We start from the raw sequence: 15,342 nt of genomic DNA, 5'->3' as shown, positions 1-15,342 counted from the left end.
TCAACCTCCAGCGATAACCTGAAAAAGCAGGATCCGATCGCCTTCCTGTAAGAGATGATCTTCCCACCGGTCGCGCGGCAGGATGTGTTGATTAAGCGCCAGCGCAACGCCCGGCTGCAGCTGTTCGAGCTGGGTCAGCAGGGCGCTGACGCTGAGATTGTCGGCACATGCCAGCGGCTCGTCGTTAAACCAAATCTGCATGCCGCCCTCCGCACACCGGGCAATTCCGGGAGCGCTGTAGCGCCAGATTACGCCAGTTGCTGGTGCGGGCGTCGAACAGCCGCAGGGTATTACGCGGCGTCGTCATGCCGCTGAGCAGCTTAATCGCCTCCAGCGCCTGCAGCGTGCCCATCATGCCGACGACCGGGCCGACGATCCCCGCGGTGCGGCAGTTGCGCTGCGGTTCGTCGCTATCCGGCCACAGGCAGCGATAGCAGCCCTGCGCCCAGGGGGGAGTGAGCACCATCAACTGACCGCCGAAGCCGACGGCGCTGGCGGTCACTAACGGGGTGTTGAGGGCCACACAGGCGGCGTTGATTGCCTGGCGGGTCACCATGTTATCGGTGCAGTCCAGCACCACGTCCGCTTTCGCCACCTCAGCGCGCAGCGCCTCGCCGCTCAGACGTTGCTGGAACGCAACCAGTTTGATCTGCGGGTTTAGCTGACTGAGCCGGGTCTTTGCCGCCGCGGCTTTTGGCCGGTCGATATCCTCGCTGGTGAACAGGATCTGCCGCTGCAGATTGCTGAGATGCACGGCGTCGTCATCGGCCAGGGTCAGCGTCCCGACGCCCGCTCCGGCAAGATAGAGCGCCGCCGGGGAGCCCAGCCCGCCAAGGCCGATAATCAGCACCCGGCTGGCTAACAGTTTCTGCTGCCCCTCGATGGCGATATCTTCCAGCAGCAGCTGGCGGCTATAGCGCATAAAGTCGTGATCATTCATCGCCTGCTCCCGCCAGCGCCAGCAGCTGGTCTGTCGCTGCCCGCCAGTCCGCCGCCTGGGTAATAGCGCTGACCACCGCGATGCTGCCGACGCCGGTCGCCAGTACGCCCGGCGCTTTTTCCAGACTGATGCCGCCGATCGCGACGGTGGGGTAATCCGCCAGGCGTTGAATATGTCTGGCTAGCTGGTCGAGGCCCTGCGGCGCGGAAGGCATCTGTTTGGTTTGCGTCGGGAAGACATGGCCCAGCGCGATGTAAGAGGGGCGCGCCGCCAGCGCGACATCAATTTCCATATCGTCGTGAGTGGAGACACCCAGACGCAGTCCGGCTTTGCGGATAGCGCTCAGATCGGTGGTTTCCAGATCTTCTTGCCCCAGGTGTACCCCGTAGGCCTGATGCTTAATCGCCAGCTGCCAGTAATCGTTAATGAACAACCGGGCGTGATAGCGGCGGCCAAGGGCGATGGCGGCGATCACGTCATCCTCCACGTCGCTGTCACGTTGGTCTTTGATGCGCAGTTGAAGAGTACGCACTCCCGCCTCCAGCAGGCGCTCAATCCACGCCACGCTGTCAACCACCGGGTAGAGTCCAAGACGAAATGGGACGGGTGGAAAATCAGGTTGATACATCAGGCTTCCTCCTGTTTCAGGTAGATTTCGCCGCCACGGGCGCGGAAGTGATGCGACATATCGGCCATGCCAGCTTCGATATTTTGCTTCGCGGCGTAGTCGCGGACTTCCTGGGTGATTTTCATCGAACAGAATTTCGGCCCGCACATGGAGCAGAAATGGGCGACCTTGCCGGACTCCTGCGGCAGGGTTTCATCGTGATAGGCCCGCGCGGTGAAGGGGTCGAGCGCGAGGTTGAACTGGTCTTCCCAGCGGAATTCGAAACGCGCTTTGGACATCGCGTTGTCGCGGATCTGCGCCCCGGGGTGGCCTTTCGCGAGGTCGGCGGCGTGGGCGGCGATTTTGTAGGTAATCAGCCCCTGTTTCACATCCTCTTTGTTGGGCAGGCCGAGATGCTCTTTTGGCGTGACGTAGCACAGCATCGCGCAGCCAAACCAGCCAATCATTGCCGCGCCGATACCGGAAGTGAAATGGTCGTAGCCCGGCGCGATGTCGGTGGTGAGCGGGCCTAAGGTGTAGAATGGCGCTTCGTGGCAATGCTCCAGCTCTTCGGTCATATTGCGGCGGATCATCTGCATCGGCACGTGGCCGGGGCCTTCAATCATCACCTGCACGTCATACTCCCAGGCGATTTTCGTCAGTTCGCCCAGCGTATGCAGCTCGGCGAACTGCGCCTCGTCGTTGGCGTCCTGGATCGAGCCGGGGCGCAGACCATCGCCGAGGGACAGCGACACGTCATAGGCGGCGCAGATTTCACAGATTTCGCGGAAGTGCTGGTAGAGGAAGTTTTCCTGATGGTGCGACAGGCACCATTTGGCCATGATTGAACCACCGCGCGACACGATACCTGTCAGGCGCTTCGCGGTCATCGGCACGTAGCGCAGCAGTACGCCGGCGTGAATCGTGAAGTAGTCGACGCCCTGTTCGGCCTGTTCCAGCAGGGTATCGCGGAAGGCTTCCCAGGTCAGGTTCTCGGCAATGCCGTTGACCTTCTCCAGCGCCTGGTAAATCGGAACGGTACCAATCGGCACCGGGCTGTTGCGCAGGATCCACTCGCGGGTTTCGTGGATATAGCGGCCGGTGGAGAGGTCCATCACCGTGTCGGCGCCCCAGCGGGTTGACCAGACCAGTTTTTCCACCTCCTCTTCGATGGAAGAGGTCACCGCCGAGTTGCCGATATTGGCATTCACTTTCACCAGGAAATTGCGGCCGATAATCATCGGCTCAGATTCCGGGTGGTTGATGTTGGCGGGGATGATGGCGCGTCCGGCGGCAACTTCATCGCGGACGAACTCGGGGGTAATGTTTTCCGGCAGGCGGGCACCGAAGCCTTCCCCGGCATGCTGCTGGCGCAGAACCTCGCTGCGGATACGTTCGCGACCCATGTTTTCGCGAATGGCGATGAACTCCATCTCCGGGGTGACGATCCCCTGGCGGGCGTAGTGCAGTTGGGTAACGCATTTCCCGGCGACGGCGCGTTTGGGTGTCAGCAGGCCGCTGAAGCGCAGCTCATCGAGACCGTCATCGGCCAGCCGCGCTTTGGTATAGGCCGAGCTGCGTTCGCTGAGCGGAGCGCAGTCGTTACGCGCGTCGATCCACGGCTGGCGCAGCTTTGCCAGCCCCTGGCGGACATCAATGCCAATATCCGGGTCGCCATAAGGGCCGGAGGTGTCATATACCGGGATCGGTTCATTGGCTTCGTACCGGGGGTTATCTTTATCGCCGCCGACGAGGGTCGGGCTGAGCTCAATTTCACGCATCGGGACGCGGATATCCGCTTGTGAGCCGTGAACGTAGATGCGGCGTGAATTGGGAAAAGCGGTACCTGCCAGCGTATCAATGAATCGCTGCGCGTGCTCGCGTTGTTCCCGACGGGTGAGTTTGGTAGTAGACATAGCGCATTCCAGTTAAAAAAGGAGATGGCTTGTCAGACGACGGATGGAGTAACAGATGCGACCGATCCAGAACGGACAGGTGCGACCAGCAGTTTACTCTTGTTCCCTTCGCAGGTATTAGCCTGATCAGGTTCCGCGGATCCCGAATTAACGGTCTCAGCCTTTTCCACTTTAGCCAGCGCATGGAAAATAGGCACTCCGACAAGATGACGTCCCCTCCGGAGAGGGGGAATGGAGGTAAACTACTCGTTAATTGCGCACAACTCAAGCGGTCGGCGCAATATTATCGCGCACGTCGTTGCTCAGGTTATGCGCGACGGCGAGGGCGATCAGTTTATCCTCCAGCGCGAAACGTGCTTCCAGCGACTCGCCGATATCCGACAGCGCCTGCTGAAATTCAAGGTAGTTATCGTGATCGATAGCGTTTTCGAGGCAGGTATCGTAGTAGTCCATCATCTGCTGGGTATTGGCTTCCAGCTGTGGATAAAGCCGGGTGGCGGCTAAAAGTGGGGTATCGCCTTCCATTTCGCCAATAATGCGTTCATAAATACTAAAATGACCGGATGAGAGGTAATCCACCAGACTTTGGCAAAAGTCATCCAGCGCCTTTTCGTTTAGCCGCATAAATGACTCTTTGCCCGGTTTCAGGCCAACCAGATTGTAGTAAGCCACGAGCAGATGCTTACGCACTTGTAGCCAGCGATCGACCAGTTCATTACTACCGCCAACGCGCTCCGTCAGATTTTCCAGCTGGTTTAGCATGATTGACTCCGCTAGTTTTGATTTAAATCTGCTCACCAAAATGTAAATATAATGTTAACAACATGCCAGTGAAGCAAAGGTAGTGCAATAGATATGGATCGTATTATTGAAAAATTAGATCGCGGCTGGTGGGTTGTCAGTCACGAACAAAAATTATGGTTGCCTGGTGGAGAATTACCACATGGCGAAGCGGTTAATTTTGATCTTGTCGGACAGCATGCGCTGCATATTGGCGAGTGGCAGGGCGAGTCCGTCTGGATGGTGCGCCAGGATCGCCGCCATGACATGGGATCGTTACGCCAGGTTCTGGATCAGGATCCGGGTCTCTTCCAGCTGGCGGGGCGAGGGATCCAGCTCGCCGAATTTTATCGATCGCATAAATTTTGCGGCTACTGTGGCCATCCGATGCATGCCAGCAAAAGCGAATGGGCGATGCTGTGCAGCCACTGCCGTGAACGCTATTACCCGCAAATTGCCCCCTGCATTATCGTCGCTATCCGTCGCGATGATTCGATCCTGTTGGCGCAACATACCCGCCATCGTAACGGCGTGCACACCGTGCTGGCCGGGTTTGTCGAAGTGGGTGAAACCCTTGAGCAGGCGGTGGCCCGCGAGGTGATGGAGGAGAGCGGCATCAAGGTGAAAAACCTGCGCTATGTGACCTCTCAGCCGTGGCCGTTCCCGCAGTCGCTGATGACCGCTTTTATGGCGGATTACGCGGATGGCGATATCGTGGTCGACAAAAAAGAGCTGCTGACCGCGGACTGGTACCGCTATGACAATCTGCCGCTCCTGCCACCGCCGGGCACGGTGGCGCGTCGGCTTATCGAAGATACGGTGGCGATGTGTCGGGCAGAGTTCGAGTGACATGTTACACTGGGCGCATCAACGCTAAAGGAATGTAAAAATGACCGAACTGAAAAACGATCGTTACCTGCGCGCGCTGCTGCGTCAGCCGGTTGATGTCACCCCGGTGTGGATGATGCGCCAGGCGGGCCGCTATTTACCGGAGTACAAAGCCACCCGTGCGCAAGCGGGCGACTTTATGTCGCTGTGTAAAAATGCCGAGCTGGCCTGCGAAGTGACGCTCCAGCCGCTGCGCCGTTACCCGCTGGATGCGGCGATCCTCTTTTCGGACATCCTGACGATCCCGGACGCCATGGGTCTGGGGCTGTACTTTGAAGCTGGCGAAGGTCCGCGCTTCACCTCGCCGATAAAAAGCAAAGCCGACGTCGACAAGCTGCCAATCCCGGATCCGGAGCAGGAACTGGGCTATGTCATGAACGCCGTGCGTACCATTCGCCGCGAACTGAAAGGCGAAGTGCCGCTGATCGGCTTCTCCGGTAGCCCCTGGACGCTGGCGACCTACATGGTGGAAGGCGGCAGCAGCAAAGCGTTCACTGTGATCAAAAAGATGATGTACGCCGAACCGCAGGCGCTGCATGCGCTGCTGGAGAAGCTGGCGAAGAGCGTCACCCTGTACCTCAACGCGCAGATCAAAGCCGGCGCGCAGTCGGTGATGATTTTCGACACCTGGGGCGGGGTGCTGACCGGTCGCGACTATCAGCAGTTCTCGCTCTACTACATGCATAAAATTGTCGATGGCCTGCTGCGGGAGAATGAAGGCCGCCGCGTGCCGGTGACCCTGTTCACCAAAGGCGGTGGCCAGTGGCTGGAAGCGATGGCGGAGACCGGCTGTGATGCGCTGGGACTCGACTGGACCACCGATATCGCCGATGCTCGCCGTCGTGTAGGTCACAAAGTGGCGCTCCAGGGCAATATGGACCCGTCGATGCTGTATGCTCCCGCCCCGCGTATTGAAGAGGAAGTGGCGACTATTCTCGCCGGCTTCGGCCAGGGCGAAGGCCATGTCTTTAACCTTGGTCACGGCATCCATCAGGATGTCGACCCGCAGCATGCGGGCGTCTTTGTTGAGGCGGTGCATCGTCTTTCCACACCCTATCATCAATAGGAGATAAGCCGTATGGATTTAGCCGCGCTACGTACCCAACAACAACAGTTAGCCGCGTCGGTCGAGCGAGCGGATCGACTGGATCGCGACCCGCCGGCGTTGATCGGCGGCGCGGATGTCGGGTTTGAGCAGGAAGGGGAAGTGACCCGGGCTGCGATGGTGCTGCTGACCTGGCCTGAGCTTGAGCTGGTGGAGTATCAGGTGGCGCGCGTCGCCACCACCATGCCCTATATTCCCGGCTTTCTCTCATTTCGCGAAACACCTGCGCTGCTGGCGGCGTGGGAGCAGCTTTCGCAAAAACCGGACCTGCTCTTCGTCGACGGCCACGGTATCTCCCATCCCCGGCGGCTCGGCGTCGCCAGCCATTTTGGTCTGATGATTGACGTGCCGACCATCGGGGTGGCGAAAAAACGGCTGTGCGGAAAAATCGGCGAACTGGGTGATGAGCCCGGCGCACTGGCCCCGCTGATGGATAAAAATGAGCAACTGGCCTGGGTCTGGCGCAGCAAAGTGCGCTGCAACCCGCTGTTTATTAGCACCGGTCACCGGGTGGGCATGGACAGCGCCTTAATGTGGGTTGAACGCTGCATGCGAGGCTATCGTCTCCCCGAGCCGACGCGCTGGGCCGATGCGGTGGCGTCCCGTCGTCCGTCGTTTGTGCGTTGGCAAGCAAATCACGGCTGATTCAGGTACACTGCGCCTAATTTCTGACTTCGAGAATTCATCATGTTACAAAACCCGATTCACCTGCGCCTGGAGAAGCTGGAAAGCTGGCAGCATGTCACTTTTATGGCCTGCCTGTGCGAGCGTATGTACCCTAACTACGCCATGTTCTGCAAGCAAACCGAGTTCGGCGACGGCCAGCTGTACCGTCGTATCCTGGACCTGATCTGGGAAACGCTGACGGTTAAAGATGCGAAGGTGAATTTCGACAGTCAGCTGGAGAAGCTGGAAGAGGCCATCCCGGCGGCAGATGATTTCGACCTGTACGGTGTTTACCCGGCTATAGACGCCTGCGTGGCGTTGAGCGAACTGATCCATTCGCGTCTGAGCGGTGAAACACTTGAGCACGCGATTGAGGTGAGCAAGACATCCATCACCAGCGTGGCGATGCTGGAAATGACCCAGGCCGGTCGCGAAATGACCGATGAAGAGCTGAAAGCGAACCCGGCGGTAGAGCAGGAATGGGATATTCAGTGGGAAATTTTCCGCCTGCTGGCCGACTGCGAAGAGCGTGACCTTGAGCTGATAAAAGGTCTGCGCGCGGACCTGCGTGAGGCCGGTGAGAGCAATATTGGTATAAATTTTCAGCAGTGAGACCAGAAAACGTGATTTACCGCCTGAATTGTAGCGTCTGAAGGCTTCCATTCCGCCCCCCGTCTGGTCTACATTTGGAGGGCGAAAAAAAGTGGCTATCGGTGCGTGTATGCAGGAGGGTGCTTTTTTGGCATTTCCGTCGCACTCGATGCTTAGCAAGCGATAAACACATTGTAAGGATAACTTATGAACAAGACTCAACTGATTGATGTAATTGCGGACAAAGCTGACCTGTCCAAAGCACAGGCTAAAGCTGCCCTGGAATCTACCCTGGCTGCAATTACTGAGTCTCTGAAAGAAGGTGATGCTGTTCAACTGGTTGGTTTCGGTACCTTCAAAGTGAACCACCGCGCTGAGCGTACTGGCCGCAACCCGCAGACCGGTAAAGAGATCAAAATCGCTGCAGCTAACGTGCCGGCATTTGTTTCTGGCAAAGCACTGAAAGACGCAGTTAAGTAAGACCGCGTGGCAGTGAACAGTTTTATCGAAGGGGCTATTAAGCCCCTTTTGTCTGTCTGGCGCCGGCCTCTGGCGCTGGCGGGCATCCTGTTGCTGACTGCCTGCAGCCACGACGCCTCGCTTCCACCGTTTACCGCCAGCGGTTATGCGGACAACCAGGGGGCGATGCGTATCTGGCGTAAAGATTCAGGTGATGAAGTCCATCTTCTCGCCGCTTTCAGCCCGTGGCGTCACGGGGATACCTCGACCAGTGAATATCGCTGGCAGGGCGATCAATTGACGTTTATCGAACTCAATGTCTACGGTAAGCCGCCGGAACATATTCGCGCCCGCTTCGACGCGCAGGGCGATCTCAGCTTTATGCAGCGGGAAGTCGACGGGCAGAAGCAACAGCTCTCCAGCGACCAGGTCGCACTGTATCGTTATCGCGCCGAGCAGATCCGCCAGACCAGCGATGCTCTCCGGCAGGGACGCGTCGTCCTGCGTCAGGGGCGCTGGAACGCTGCCGCGCATACCGTGTTGACCTGTGAAGGTCAGACGGTGAAGCCTGACCTCGATAGCCGGGCCCTGGCGCATATTGAACGTCGCCAGAGTCATTCCTCCGCCGCGGTGAGCATCGCCTGGCTGGAGGCGCCTGAAGGCTCTCAACTATTGCTGGTCGCCAATGAAAACTTCTGCACCTGGCAGCCGACAGAAAAAAGCTTCTAACGATTACCAGTGGTTCATGCCCCTATGACCACCGCCGTTACCGCGGCAGCCGTTGTATCCCATTCCTGCGCCACGGGGAACGCCCGCCTCAGCCAGGGCGACATCAAACTTCACCCGCTGCTGATCCAGCTTCTGGCGTAAGCCTTCCATCTCCTGAGCGACAGCTTCAATCTTTCCACTGTCCGGCTTTTGCGTCGTGAGCAGCGCATTGTACTCATAGCGTTTGGACTGCAGCTGCTGGCGCAGGGCGCTGGTTTGCGCAGCGTAATCGTTATGCAGCTTTTGCGCGGTAGCCTGCTGCTCCTGGGTCAGCTGGCTGTAACCCTGATTGCCCATCCCGGTGTTATTGCCCCAATGATGGTTGGCCCAGGCCGCGTTGCTGCCAAAGGTCAGTACGGCAAGGGTGACGAGGGTGAGAGGTAAGTTACGGTTCCGTTTCATGGCATTATCTCCTGTGTGGTTTCTCTCGTTATTGCATCTTCCATGCCAGCCTGAAAAAGCCCGCCCGTACGGGCCTGCCGGAGGAGCCGATGGGGAAGGTGAGTAAAAATGACCCGTTCCTGGCGGGTCAGGTGGGTCATTTTTACTCGCTAAACCGCAGGCGATATGTTTGAGAACAGGATTGACGGCGTGGGAAAATGGCATGATTTCTGCTGAAGGATCCTGCAGAAAGCGAAAAAGAGATGACAAGGACTCACCGATGAAGATCAAACCTTTCTCCCGGCACGCCACTGCGGACGCCCTGAGCTGGTTGCTGACCGGCACAATGGTGCTGTTGGTCATGCTGTTCTCCGTAATGATCGTCCGCGACTATGGTCGTGAGACGACCGCCGCCCGACAAACCATTGAGGAGAAGGGGAGCGTGCTGATCCGCGCGCTGGAGTCTGGCACGCGCGTCGGGATGGGGATGCGTATGCATCATGCGCAGCTGCAGGCCCTGCTGGAAGAGATGGCCTGGCAGCCTGGAGTGCTGTGGTTCGCGGTGACCGATGAAAACGGTAAAATCATCGCCCATAGCGATCCGCAACAGGTGGATAACGCGCTGTACAGTCCGGCGCAGATGCGCGAACTCCACGTGAGCGAACAGGCCCGCTGGCGCCGGCTTAGCGAACCGCAGCCGGCGCTGGAGATCTATCGCCAGTTCCGCCCGCTCAATCCTTCTCGCGGCCATCATATGGGGATGATGAATCGCGGCAACAGCGCGCTGGCTCAGCCCACTGTCCCGCAGGTGATTTTTATCGCCTTTGATAGCCGCGAGCTGGATGCGGCGCAGGCCCGCGGCCAGCGTAACATGATGATCATGCTGGGTGCCGCGGCGCTGGTCATCGCGGCGACGATCCTCGCTCAGTTCTGGTTCCGCCGCTATCGTCGCTCACGCCAGCAGCTGCTGGAGGCGATGGCCCGCAAAGAAAAGCTGGTGGCGCTTGGCCATCTGGCGGCGGGTGTCGCGCATGAGATCCGCAATCCGCTCTCTTCGATTAAAGGGCTGGCGAAGTATTTTGCCGAACGCACTCCCCCAGGCGGCGAAGCGCAGCAATTAGCCCAGGTGATGGCGAAAGAAGCCGACCGCCTGAACCGGGTGGTCAGCGAGCTGCTGGAGCTGGTCCGGCCCGCGCATTTAAATTACCAGCCGGTGGATATCAACGCGCTTATCCGGCACTCATTGCAGCTGGTAAGCCAGGATGCGCAGAGTCGCGGGATCGCACTGCAATTTACTCCGCGTCCTGAATTAACCTCGATTAACGCCGACCCCGACCGTCTGAACCAGGTGCTGTTGAATCTGTATCTGAACGCGATGCAGGCGATTGGCCGCGACGGCGTCATTCGCGTATCGGCAAGCGAAGCCGATCGTCAGCGGGTGAAAATCGTCGTCACGGATAGCGGTAAGGGGATGAGCGATGAAGAGCTGCAGGCCATCTTCACACCGTATTTCACCACTAAGGCGGACGGCACCGGACTGGGGCTGGCGGTGGTACAGAATATTATCGAACAACATGGCGGGACAATCCGCGCCGAAAGCCAGCCGGGGGCCGGAGCGATATTTACGCTTTGGCTACCGGTGGATGCTCAACGGAGGGAAGATGAGCAGCGATAAAGTACAGATTCTGGTTGTCGATGATGACGTCAGCCACTGCACAATTCTGCAGGCGCTGCTGCGCGGCTGGGGCTATCAGGTGGCGTTAGCTCACAACGGCCTGCAGGCGCTGGAGCAGATCCAGAACCAGGTCTTCGACCTGGTGCTGTGCGATATCCGTATGGCGGAGATGGACGGTATCGCGACGTTAAAAGAGATAAAAGCCTATAACCCGGCGATACCGGTGCTGATCATGACGGCGTTTTCCAGCGTCGGTACGGCGGTGGAGGCCATTAAGTCCGGGGCGCTGGATTATCTGGTCAAACCGCTGGATTTTGACACCCTGCAGCAGACGCTGGTTCAGGCGCTGGCACACACGCAACAGAGCAAGATCGATCCCAGCGTTGCGACGGATTCACGGTGGGGCATGATTGGCGAAAGCCCGGCGATGCAGGCGCTTATCAACAATATTACGCTGGTGGCGCCCTCGGACGCGACGGTGCTGATCTGCGGCGAATCGGGGACCGGTAAAGAACTGGTGGCGCGCGCCATTCACGCCTGCAGCGAGCGCCGCGACAAGCCGCTGGTGACGCTAAACTGCGCGGCGCTCAATGAGTCGCTGCTGGAATCCGAGCTGTTCGGCCATGAAAAAGGGGCGTTTACCGGCGCGGAACGGCGGCGGGAAGGGCGTTTTGTCGAGGCGGATGGCGGCACGCTGTTCCTTGATGAAATTGGTGATATCTCACCGCTGATGCAGGTGCGTCTGCTGCGGGCGATTCAGGAACGCGAGGTGCAGCGCGTTGGCAGTAACCAGACGCTTGCCGTTGATGTGCGGCTGATTGCCGCTACCCATCGTAATCTGGCGGAGGAGGTGAGCGCCGGGCGCTTTCGCCAGGATCTCTATTATCGCCTGAACGTCGTGACCATTGATATGCCGCCGCTGCGTCAGCGCCGGGAAGACATTCCTCTACTGGCGCAACACTTTCTTAAGCGCTATGCCGAACGCAATCGCAAAACGGTGCAGGGGTTTACGCCGCAGGCGATGGATCTGCTGATCCACTACCCCTGGCCGGGTAATATCCGTGAACTGGAAAACGCGGTGGAGCGGGCGGTGGTGCTGCTGACCGGAAACTATATCTCCGAACGAGAACTGCCGCTGGCGATAGCGGGCACGCCGTTGCCGTCGGGTGGTAGCGAGAACGCGCTGATTCAGCCGTTAGTGGAAGTTGAAAAAGAGGTGATTCTGGCGGCGCTGGAAAAAACGGGCGGCAACAAAACTGAAGCCGCCCGTCAGTTAGGCATTACGCGGAAAACGCTGCTGGCAAAACTTAGCCGTTAGCTTTTTCACGTTCGATGGCGCGCCAGCCGATATCGTTACGGCTAAAGCTGCCGTCCCAGCGAATATCGGTCAGCAGTTGATAGGCGCGCTGCTGCGCCTGCGCCACGGTTTCACCCAGCGCGGTCACGCACAGCACGCGCCCGCCGTTGGTGACGACGCGCTGGTCGTCTGCCAGTTTGGTGCCGGCATGGAAGACTTTACCATCTGCCGCTTCCTGCTGCGGCAGGCCGAAGATCTCATCACCCGTGTTGTAATTGCCCGGATAGCCGCCGGCGGCAACCACCACACCCAGCGACGCGCGGCCATCCCACTCGGAGGTTTTCTCGTCCAGTTTGCCCGCGCAGGCGGCGAGGCACAGATCTACCAGGTCGGACTTCATGCGCAGCATGATCGGCTGGGTTTCCGGATCGCCAAAGCGGCAGTTGAACTCAATTACCTTCGGGTTACCCTGTTTGTCGATCATCAGACCGGCATACAGAAAACCAGTATAGGTATTGCCTTCAGCGGCCATGCCTTTCACGGTTGGCCAGATAATCCGCTCCATGGTGCGCTGATGGACTTCATCAGTCACGACCGGCGCCGGAGAATAAGCGCCCATCCCACCGGTGTTCGGGCCGGTATCGCCGTTGCCGACGCGTTTGTGATCCTGGCTGGTGGCCATCGGCAGGACGTGCTCGCCGTCGACCATCACAATAAAGCTGGCCTCTTCGCCATCGAGGAACTCTTCAATCACGATACGGTGGCCAGCATCGCCAAAGGCGTTGCCGGCCAGCATATCTTCGACCGCCGCTTCGGCTTCCTCAAGGGTCATCGCCACGATAACGCCTTTACCTGCCGCCAGACCGTCGGCTTTGATGACGATCGGCGCGCCTTTCTCCCGCAGATAAGCCAGCGCAGGCTCGACCTCGGTGAAGTTCTGGTATTCCGCCGTCGGGATATGATGACGGGCGAGGAAATCTTTGGTGAAGGCTTTTGAGCCTTCCAGCTGCGCGGCGCCTTCGGTTGGCCCAAAGATGGTCAGCCCTGCGGCACGAAACGCGTCAACCACGCCAATGACCAGCGGCGCTTCCGGGCCAACGATGGTCAGATCGATGTTCTCATCCTGCGCAAAGCGAAGCAGCGCCGGAATATCGGTGACGCCGATGGCGACGTTTTGCAGCGCCGGCTCCAGGGCGGTACCCGCGTTGCCCGGCGCGACATAGACGGTATCAACCAGCGGTGACTGGGCCGCTTTCCAGGCCAGCGCGTGTTCGCGCCCGCCGTTGCCGATTACTAATACTTTCATCTGCTGCTCCGTGAATTAATGGCGGAAGTGGCGCATGTCGGTGAAGATCATGGCGATACCATGTTCGTCCGCGGCGGCAATCACTTCTTCGTCGCGGATAGAGCCGCCCGGCTGGATCACACAGGTGATGCCTACTGCGGCTGCGGCATCAATGCCGTCGCGGAACGGGAAGAAGGCGTCAGAGGCCATGGCGGAGCCTTTCACTTCCAGACCTTCGTCACCGGCTTTAATCCCGGCAATTTTCGCTGAGTAGACGCGGCTCATCTGACCGGCGCCTATGCCGATGGTCATGTTGTCTTTGGCATAGACGATGGCGTTGGATTTAACGAATTTCGCCACTTTCCAGCAGAACAGCGCATCGCGCAGTTCCTGCTCGCTCGGCTGACGTTTGCTGACCACGCGCAGTTCGCCCGCAGTGACCATGCCGAGATCGCGGTCCTGAACCAGCAGGCCGCCATTGACACGTTTGAAATCGAGGCCGGCAACGCGAGTATCCCACTGGCCACAGACCAGTACGCGGACGTTCTGTTTCGCGGCGGTGATCTTCAGCGCTTCTTCGCTGGCGGACGGCGCGATGATCACTTCGACGAACTGGCGAGAGATGATCGCCTGCGCGGTTTCTGCATCCAGCTCGCGGTTAAAGGCGATGATGCCGCCGAACGCGGAGGTTGGGTCGGTTTTGTATGCGCGATCGTAGGCGTCGAGAATCGAGTCGCTGACGGCAACGCCGCATGGGTTAGCGTGCTTGACGATCACGCAGGCTGGCTCATTGAACTCTTTCACGCACTCCAGCGCCGCATCGGTATCGGCAATGTTGTTATAGGAGAGCGCTTTACCCTGCAGCTGGGTAGCGGTTGCCACGGAAGCTTCTTTGACATTCTCTTCTATATAGAAGGCAGCCTGCTGGTGGCTGTTTTCGCCGTAGCGCATATCCTGCTTCTTAATGAAGTTCAGATTCAGGGTGCGCGGGAAGCGGCCAGCGGCTTCTTTGCTTTCGCCGTGATAGGCCGGAACCATGCTGCCGAAGTAGTTAGCGATCATGCTGTCGTAAGCGGCGGTGTGTTCGAAGGCTTTAATGGCGAGATCGAAGCGGGTGTTCAGCGTCAGGGAGCCTTCGTTGGCGTCCATCTCATTAATGATGGCGTCATAGTCGCTGCTCTTCACTACGATAGCGACGTCTTTATGGTTCTTCGCTGCGGAGCGCACCATAGTCGGGCCGCCGATATCAATGTTTTCCACCGCGTCTTCCAGCGAGCATCCTTCACGAGCGACGGTCTGGGCAAACGGGTAAAGGTTAACGACCACCATATCGATAGGCGCAATACCGTGCTGCTGCATGATACCGTCATCCTGACCGCGACGACCGAGGATGCCGCCGTGTACTTTCGGATGCAGGGTCTTCACGCGTCCATCCATCATTTCCGGGAAACCGGTGTAGTCAGAGACTTCGGTAACCGGCAGGCCTTTATCTGCCAGCAGGCGGGCGGTGCCGCCGGTGGACAGCAGCTCGACACCACGAGCGGAAAGCGCCTGCGCGAATTCGACGATACCGGCCTTGTCAGAAACACTGAGCAGAGCGCGGCGGACTGGACGACGTTGTTGCATGGTATTAAATCCCCAGGATTTGAACATTACAGAGAGCGTTAGGTGAGTTTTTGCCTAAAAACTCACCTAACGCACCCAACCGGGCATCCGTGTCATAGCGCGGCATTGTAACGAAAACGTTTGCGCAACGCTCGCGAATTTTTATCTTTCTCTTTCAGCCACCGTTTCTTCTTTATATAGAAGCTGACCCACCGGGCTTTTGTCGCCCTTTCATCGCGCTTCTGTGGATAATTCTGTGTGTAAAAGGGTATAAAGCGGGGTTTTGCTGGGGAATGCAGCAGTCAGTCATTTTTCTGCCATTTTTCTATTGCAGGCGCTCGAGAACTCCCTATAATGCGCCTCCATCGACACGGCGGAT

At 58.6% G+C, this 15,342-nt stretch carries 16 protein-coding genes and 1 riboswitch; of the genes, 8 read left to right on the top strand and 8 right to left on the bottom strand.

Going from position 1 to position 15,342, the window contains the following annotated elements; all coding sequences use genetic code 11:
• The 5 genes from thiS to HMPREF3142_RS11175 all read right to left on the bottom strand — a co-directional run bounded on the left by thiS (position 1) and on the right by HMPREF3142_RS11175 (position 4,225).
• The gene (thiS, locus tag HMPREF3142_RS11195; protein ID WP_008807998.1) at positions 1–201 is read right to left on the bottom strand and encodes a sulfur carrier protein ThiS; all 201 of its coding nucleotides are present in this window, start codon (positions 199–201) and stop codon (positions 1–3) included.
• A complete protein-coding gene (gene thiF / locus HMPREF3142_RS11190) occupies positions 185–940 on the bottom strand; it encodes a thiazole biosynthesis adenylyltransferase ThiF (RefSeq protein WP_070612084.1) in 756 nt (251 codons plus the stop codon). The genes thiS and thiF overlap by 17 nt, the downstream gene beginning before the upstream one ends.
• Entirely contained in the window at positions 933–1,568 is a 636-nt protein-coding gene (thiE, locus tag HMPREF3142_RS11185; RefSeq protein WP_023296881.1) for a thiamine phosphate synthase, read from the bottom strand. The genes thiF and thiE overlap by 8 nt, the downstream gene beginning before the upstream one ends.
• The gene (gene thiC, locus HMPREF3142_RS11180; RefSeq protein ID WP_016160091.1) at positions 1,568–3,463 is read right to left on the bottom strand and encodes a phosphomethylpyrimidine synthase ThiC; all 1,896 of its coding nucleotides are present in this window, start codon (positions 3,461–3,463) and stop codon (positions 1,568–1,570) included. Before thiC ends, thiE begins: the two co-directional genes overlap by 1 nt.
• 86 nt (positions 3,464–3,549) lie before the next feature.
• Positions 3,550–3,674, bottom strand: a riboswitch (TPP riboswitch).
• A gap of 53 nt (positions 3,675–3,727) precedes the next feature.
• Entirely contained in the window at positions 3,728–4,225 is a 498-nt protein-coding gene (locus HMPREF3142_RS11175; RefSeq protein ID WP_002884324.1) for an Rsd/AlgQ family anti-sigma factor, read from the bottom strand.
• 93 nt (positions 4,226–4,318) lie between these two features.
• Here HMPREF3142_RS11175 and nudC point away from each other — a divergent pair, with 93 nt between their 5' ends.
• The 6 genes from nudC (at position 4,319) to HMPREF3142_RS11145 (ending at position 8,681) form a co-directional block, all read left to right on the top strand.
• Positions 4,319–5,092, top strand: a complete 774-nt coding sequence (nudC, locus tag HMPREF3142_RS11170; RefSeq protein ID WP_008807994.1) for an NAD(+) diphosphatase — start codon at positions 4,319–4,321, stop codon at positions 5,090–5,092.
• 40 nt (positions 5,093–5,132) lie between these two features.
• Complete coding sequence (hemE, locus tag HMPREF3142_RS11165; RefSeq protein ID WP_008807993.1) at positions 5,133–6,197, top strand: uroporphyrinogen decarboxylase; 1,065 nt, start codon at positions 5,133–5,135, stop codon at positions 6,195–6,197.
• A gap of 12 nt (positions 6,198–6,209) precedes the next feature.
• Positions 6,210–6,881, top strand: coding sequence for a deoxyribonuclease V (gene nfi, locus HMPREF3142_RS11160; RefSeq protein ID WP_008807992.1), 672 nt, complete (start codon positions 6,210–6,212; stop codon positions 6,879–6,881).
• Between the two features lie 42 nt (positions 6,882–6,923).
• Positions 6,924–7,514 carry a YjaG family protein gene (locus HMPREF3142_RS11155; protein ID WP_012543208.1) on the top strand — a complete coding sequence of 197 codons (591 nt, stop codon included), beginning with the start codon at positions 6,924–6,926 and terminating at the stop codon, positions 7,512–7,514.
• Between the two features lie 186 nt (positions 7,515–7,700).
• Positions 7,701–7,973 (top strand): nucleoid-associated protein HU-alpha, encoded by a 273-nt coding sequence (gene hupA, locus HMPREF3142_RS11150; RefSeq protein ID WP_002884342.1) that lies wholly within the window; start codon positions 7,701–7,703, stop codon positions 7,971–7,973.
• A gap of 12 nt (positions 7,974–7,985) precedes the next feature.
• Positions 7,986–8,681, top strand: coding sequence for a DUF1481 domain-containing protein (locus HMPREF3142_RS11145; protein WP_055323285.1), 696 nt, complete (start codon positions 7,986–7,988; stop codon positions 8,679–8,681).
• 3 nt (positions 8,682–8,684) lie between these two features.
• On the opposite strand, the gene zraP is transcribed toward HMPREF3142_RS11145, so the two are convergent.
• Positions 8,685–9,122 (bottom strand): zinc resistance sensor/chaperone ZraP, encoded by a 438-nt coding sequence (gene zraP, locus HMPREF3142_RS11140; RefSeq protein ID WP_012969175.1) that lies wholly within the window; start codon positions 9,120–9,122, stop codon positions 8,685–8,687.
• Positions 9,123–9,381: 259 nt separating this feature from the next.
• On the opposite strand from zraP, the gene zraS reads away from it, so the two are divergent.
• The gene (zraS, locus tag HMPREF3142_RS11135; RefSeq protein WP_070612083.1) at positions 9,382–10,776 is read left to right on the top strand and encodes a two-component system sensor histidine kinase ZraS; all 1,395 of its coding nucleotides are present in this window, start codon (positions 9,382–9,384) and stop codon (positions 10,774–10,776) included.
• Positions 10,763–12,094 (top strand): sigma-54-dependent response regulator transcription factor ZraR, encoded by a 1,332-nt coding sequence (gene zraR / locus HMPREF3142_RS11130; RefSeq protein WP_070612082.1) that lies wholly within the window; start codon positions 10,763–10,765, stop codon positions 12,092–12,094. Before zraS ends, zraR begins: the two co-directional genes overlap by 14 nt.
• Here the strand turns inward: zraR and purD are convergent.
• Positions 12,084–13,379, bottom strand: a complete 1,296-nt coding sequence (gene purD, locus HMPREF3142_RS11125; protein WP_070612081.1) for a phosphoribosylamine--glycine ligase — start codon at positions 13,377–13,379, stop codon at positions 12,084–12,086. The genes zraR and purD overlap by 11 nt on opposite strands.
• A gap of 15 nt (positions 13,380–13,394) precedes the next feature.
• Positions 13,395–14,984 carry a bifunctional phosphoribosylaminoimidazolecarboxamide formyltransferase/IMP cyclohydrolase gene (gene purH, locus HMPREF3142_RS11120; protein WP_022064764.1) on the bottom strand — a complete coding sequence of 530 codons (1,590 nt, stop codon included), beginning with the start codon at positions 14,982–14,984 and terminating at the stop codon, positions 13,395–13,397.
• Between the last annotated feature and the right edge of the window lie 358 nt (positions 14,985–15,342).

The organism is Klebsiella sp. HMSC16C06, assembly GCF_001808325.1.
Taxonomy (GTDB): Bacteria; Pseudomonadota; Gammaproteobacteria; order Enterobacterales; family Enterobacteriaceae; genus Klebsiella; species Klebsiella variicola.
The sequence above is the reverse complement of the archived record's forward strand: the minus strand, read 5'-3'. Positions and strand labels throughout refer to the sequence as shown.

Excerpts from the sequence above, each read along its gene's own strand:
- purD (WP_070612081.1), bottom strand. The coding sequence starts at position 13,379 with ATGAAAGTATTAGTAATCGGCAACGGCGGGCGCGAACACGCGCTGGCC.
- thiE (WP_023296881.1), bottom strand. The coding sequence starts at position 1,568 with ATGTATCAACCTGATTTTCCACCCGTCCCATTTCGTCTTGGACTCTAC.
- zraP (WP_012969175.1), bottom strand. The coding sequence starts at position 9,122 with ATGAAACGGAACCGTAACTTACCTCTCACCCTCGTCACCCTTGCCGTA.
- zraS (WP_070612083.1), top strand. The coding sequence starts at position 9,382 with ATGAAGATCAAACCTTTCTCCCGGCACGCCACTGCGGACGCCCTGAGC.
- purH (WP_022064764.1), bottom strand. The coding sequence starts at position 14,984 with ATGCAACAACGTCGTCCAGTCCGCCGCGCTCTGCTCAGTGTTTCTGAC.
- thiC (WP_016160091.1), bottom strand. The coding sequence starts at position 3,463 with ATGTCTACTACCAAACTCACCCGTCGGGAACAACGCGAGCACGCGCAG.
- hupA (WP_002884342.1), top strand. The coding sequence starts at position 7,701 with ATGAACAAGACTCAACTGATTGATGTAATTGCGGACAAAGCTGACCTG.
- nudC (WP_008807994.1), top strand. The coding sequence starts at position 4,319 with ATGGATCGTATTATTGAAAAATTAGATCGCGGCTGGTGGGTTGTCAGT.
- thiS (WP_008807998.1), bottom strand. The coding sequence starts at position 201 with ATGCAGATTTGGTTTAACGACGAGCCGCTGGCATGTGCCGACAATCTC.
- HMPREF3142_RS11175 (WP_002884324.1), bottom strand. The coding sequence starts at position 4,225 with ATGCTAAACCAGCTGGAAAATCTGACGGAGCGCGTTGGCGGTAGTAAT.
- HMPREF3142_RS11155 (WP_012543208.1), top strand. The coding sequence starts at position 6,924 with ATGTTACAAAACCCGATTCACCTGCGCCTGGAGAAGCTGGAAAGCTGG.
- thiF (WP_070612084.1), bottom strand. The coding sequence starts at position 940 with ATGAATGATCACGACTTTATGCGCTATAGCCGCCAGCTGCTGCTGGAA.
- nfi (WP_008807992.1), top strand. The coding sequence starts at position 6,210 with ATGGATTTAGCCGCGCTACGTACCCAACAACAACAGTTAGCCGCGTCG.
- zraR (WP_070612082.1), top strand. The coding sequence starts at position 10,763 with ATGAGCAGCGATAAAGTACAGATTCTGGTTGTCGATGATGACGTCAGC.
- hemE (WP_008807993.1), top strand. The coding sequence starts at position 5,133 with ATGACCGAACTGAAAAACGATCGTTACCTGCGCGCGCTGCTGCGTCAG.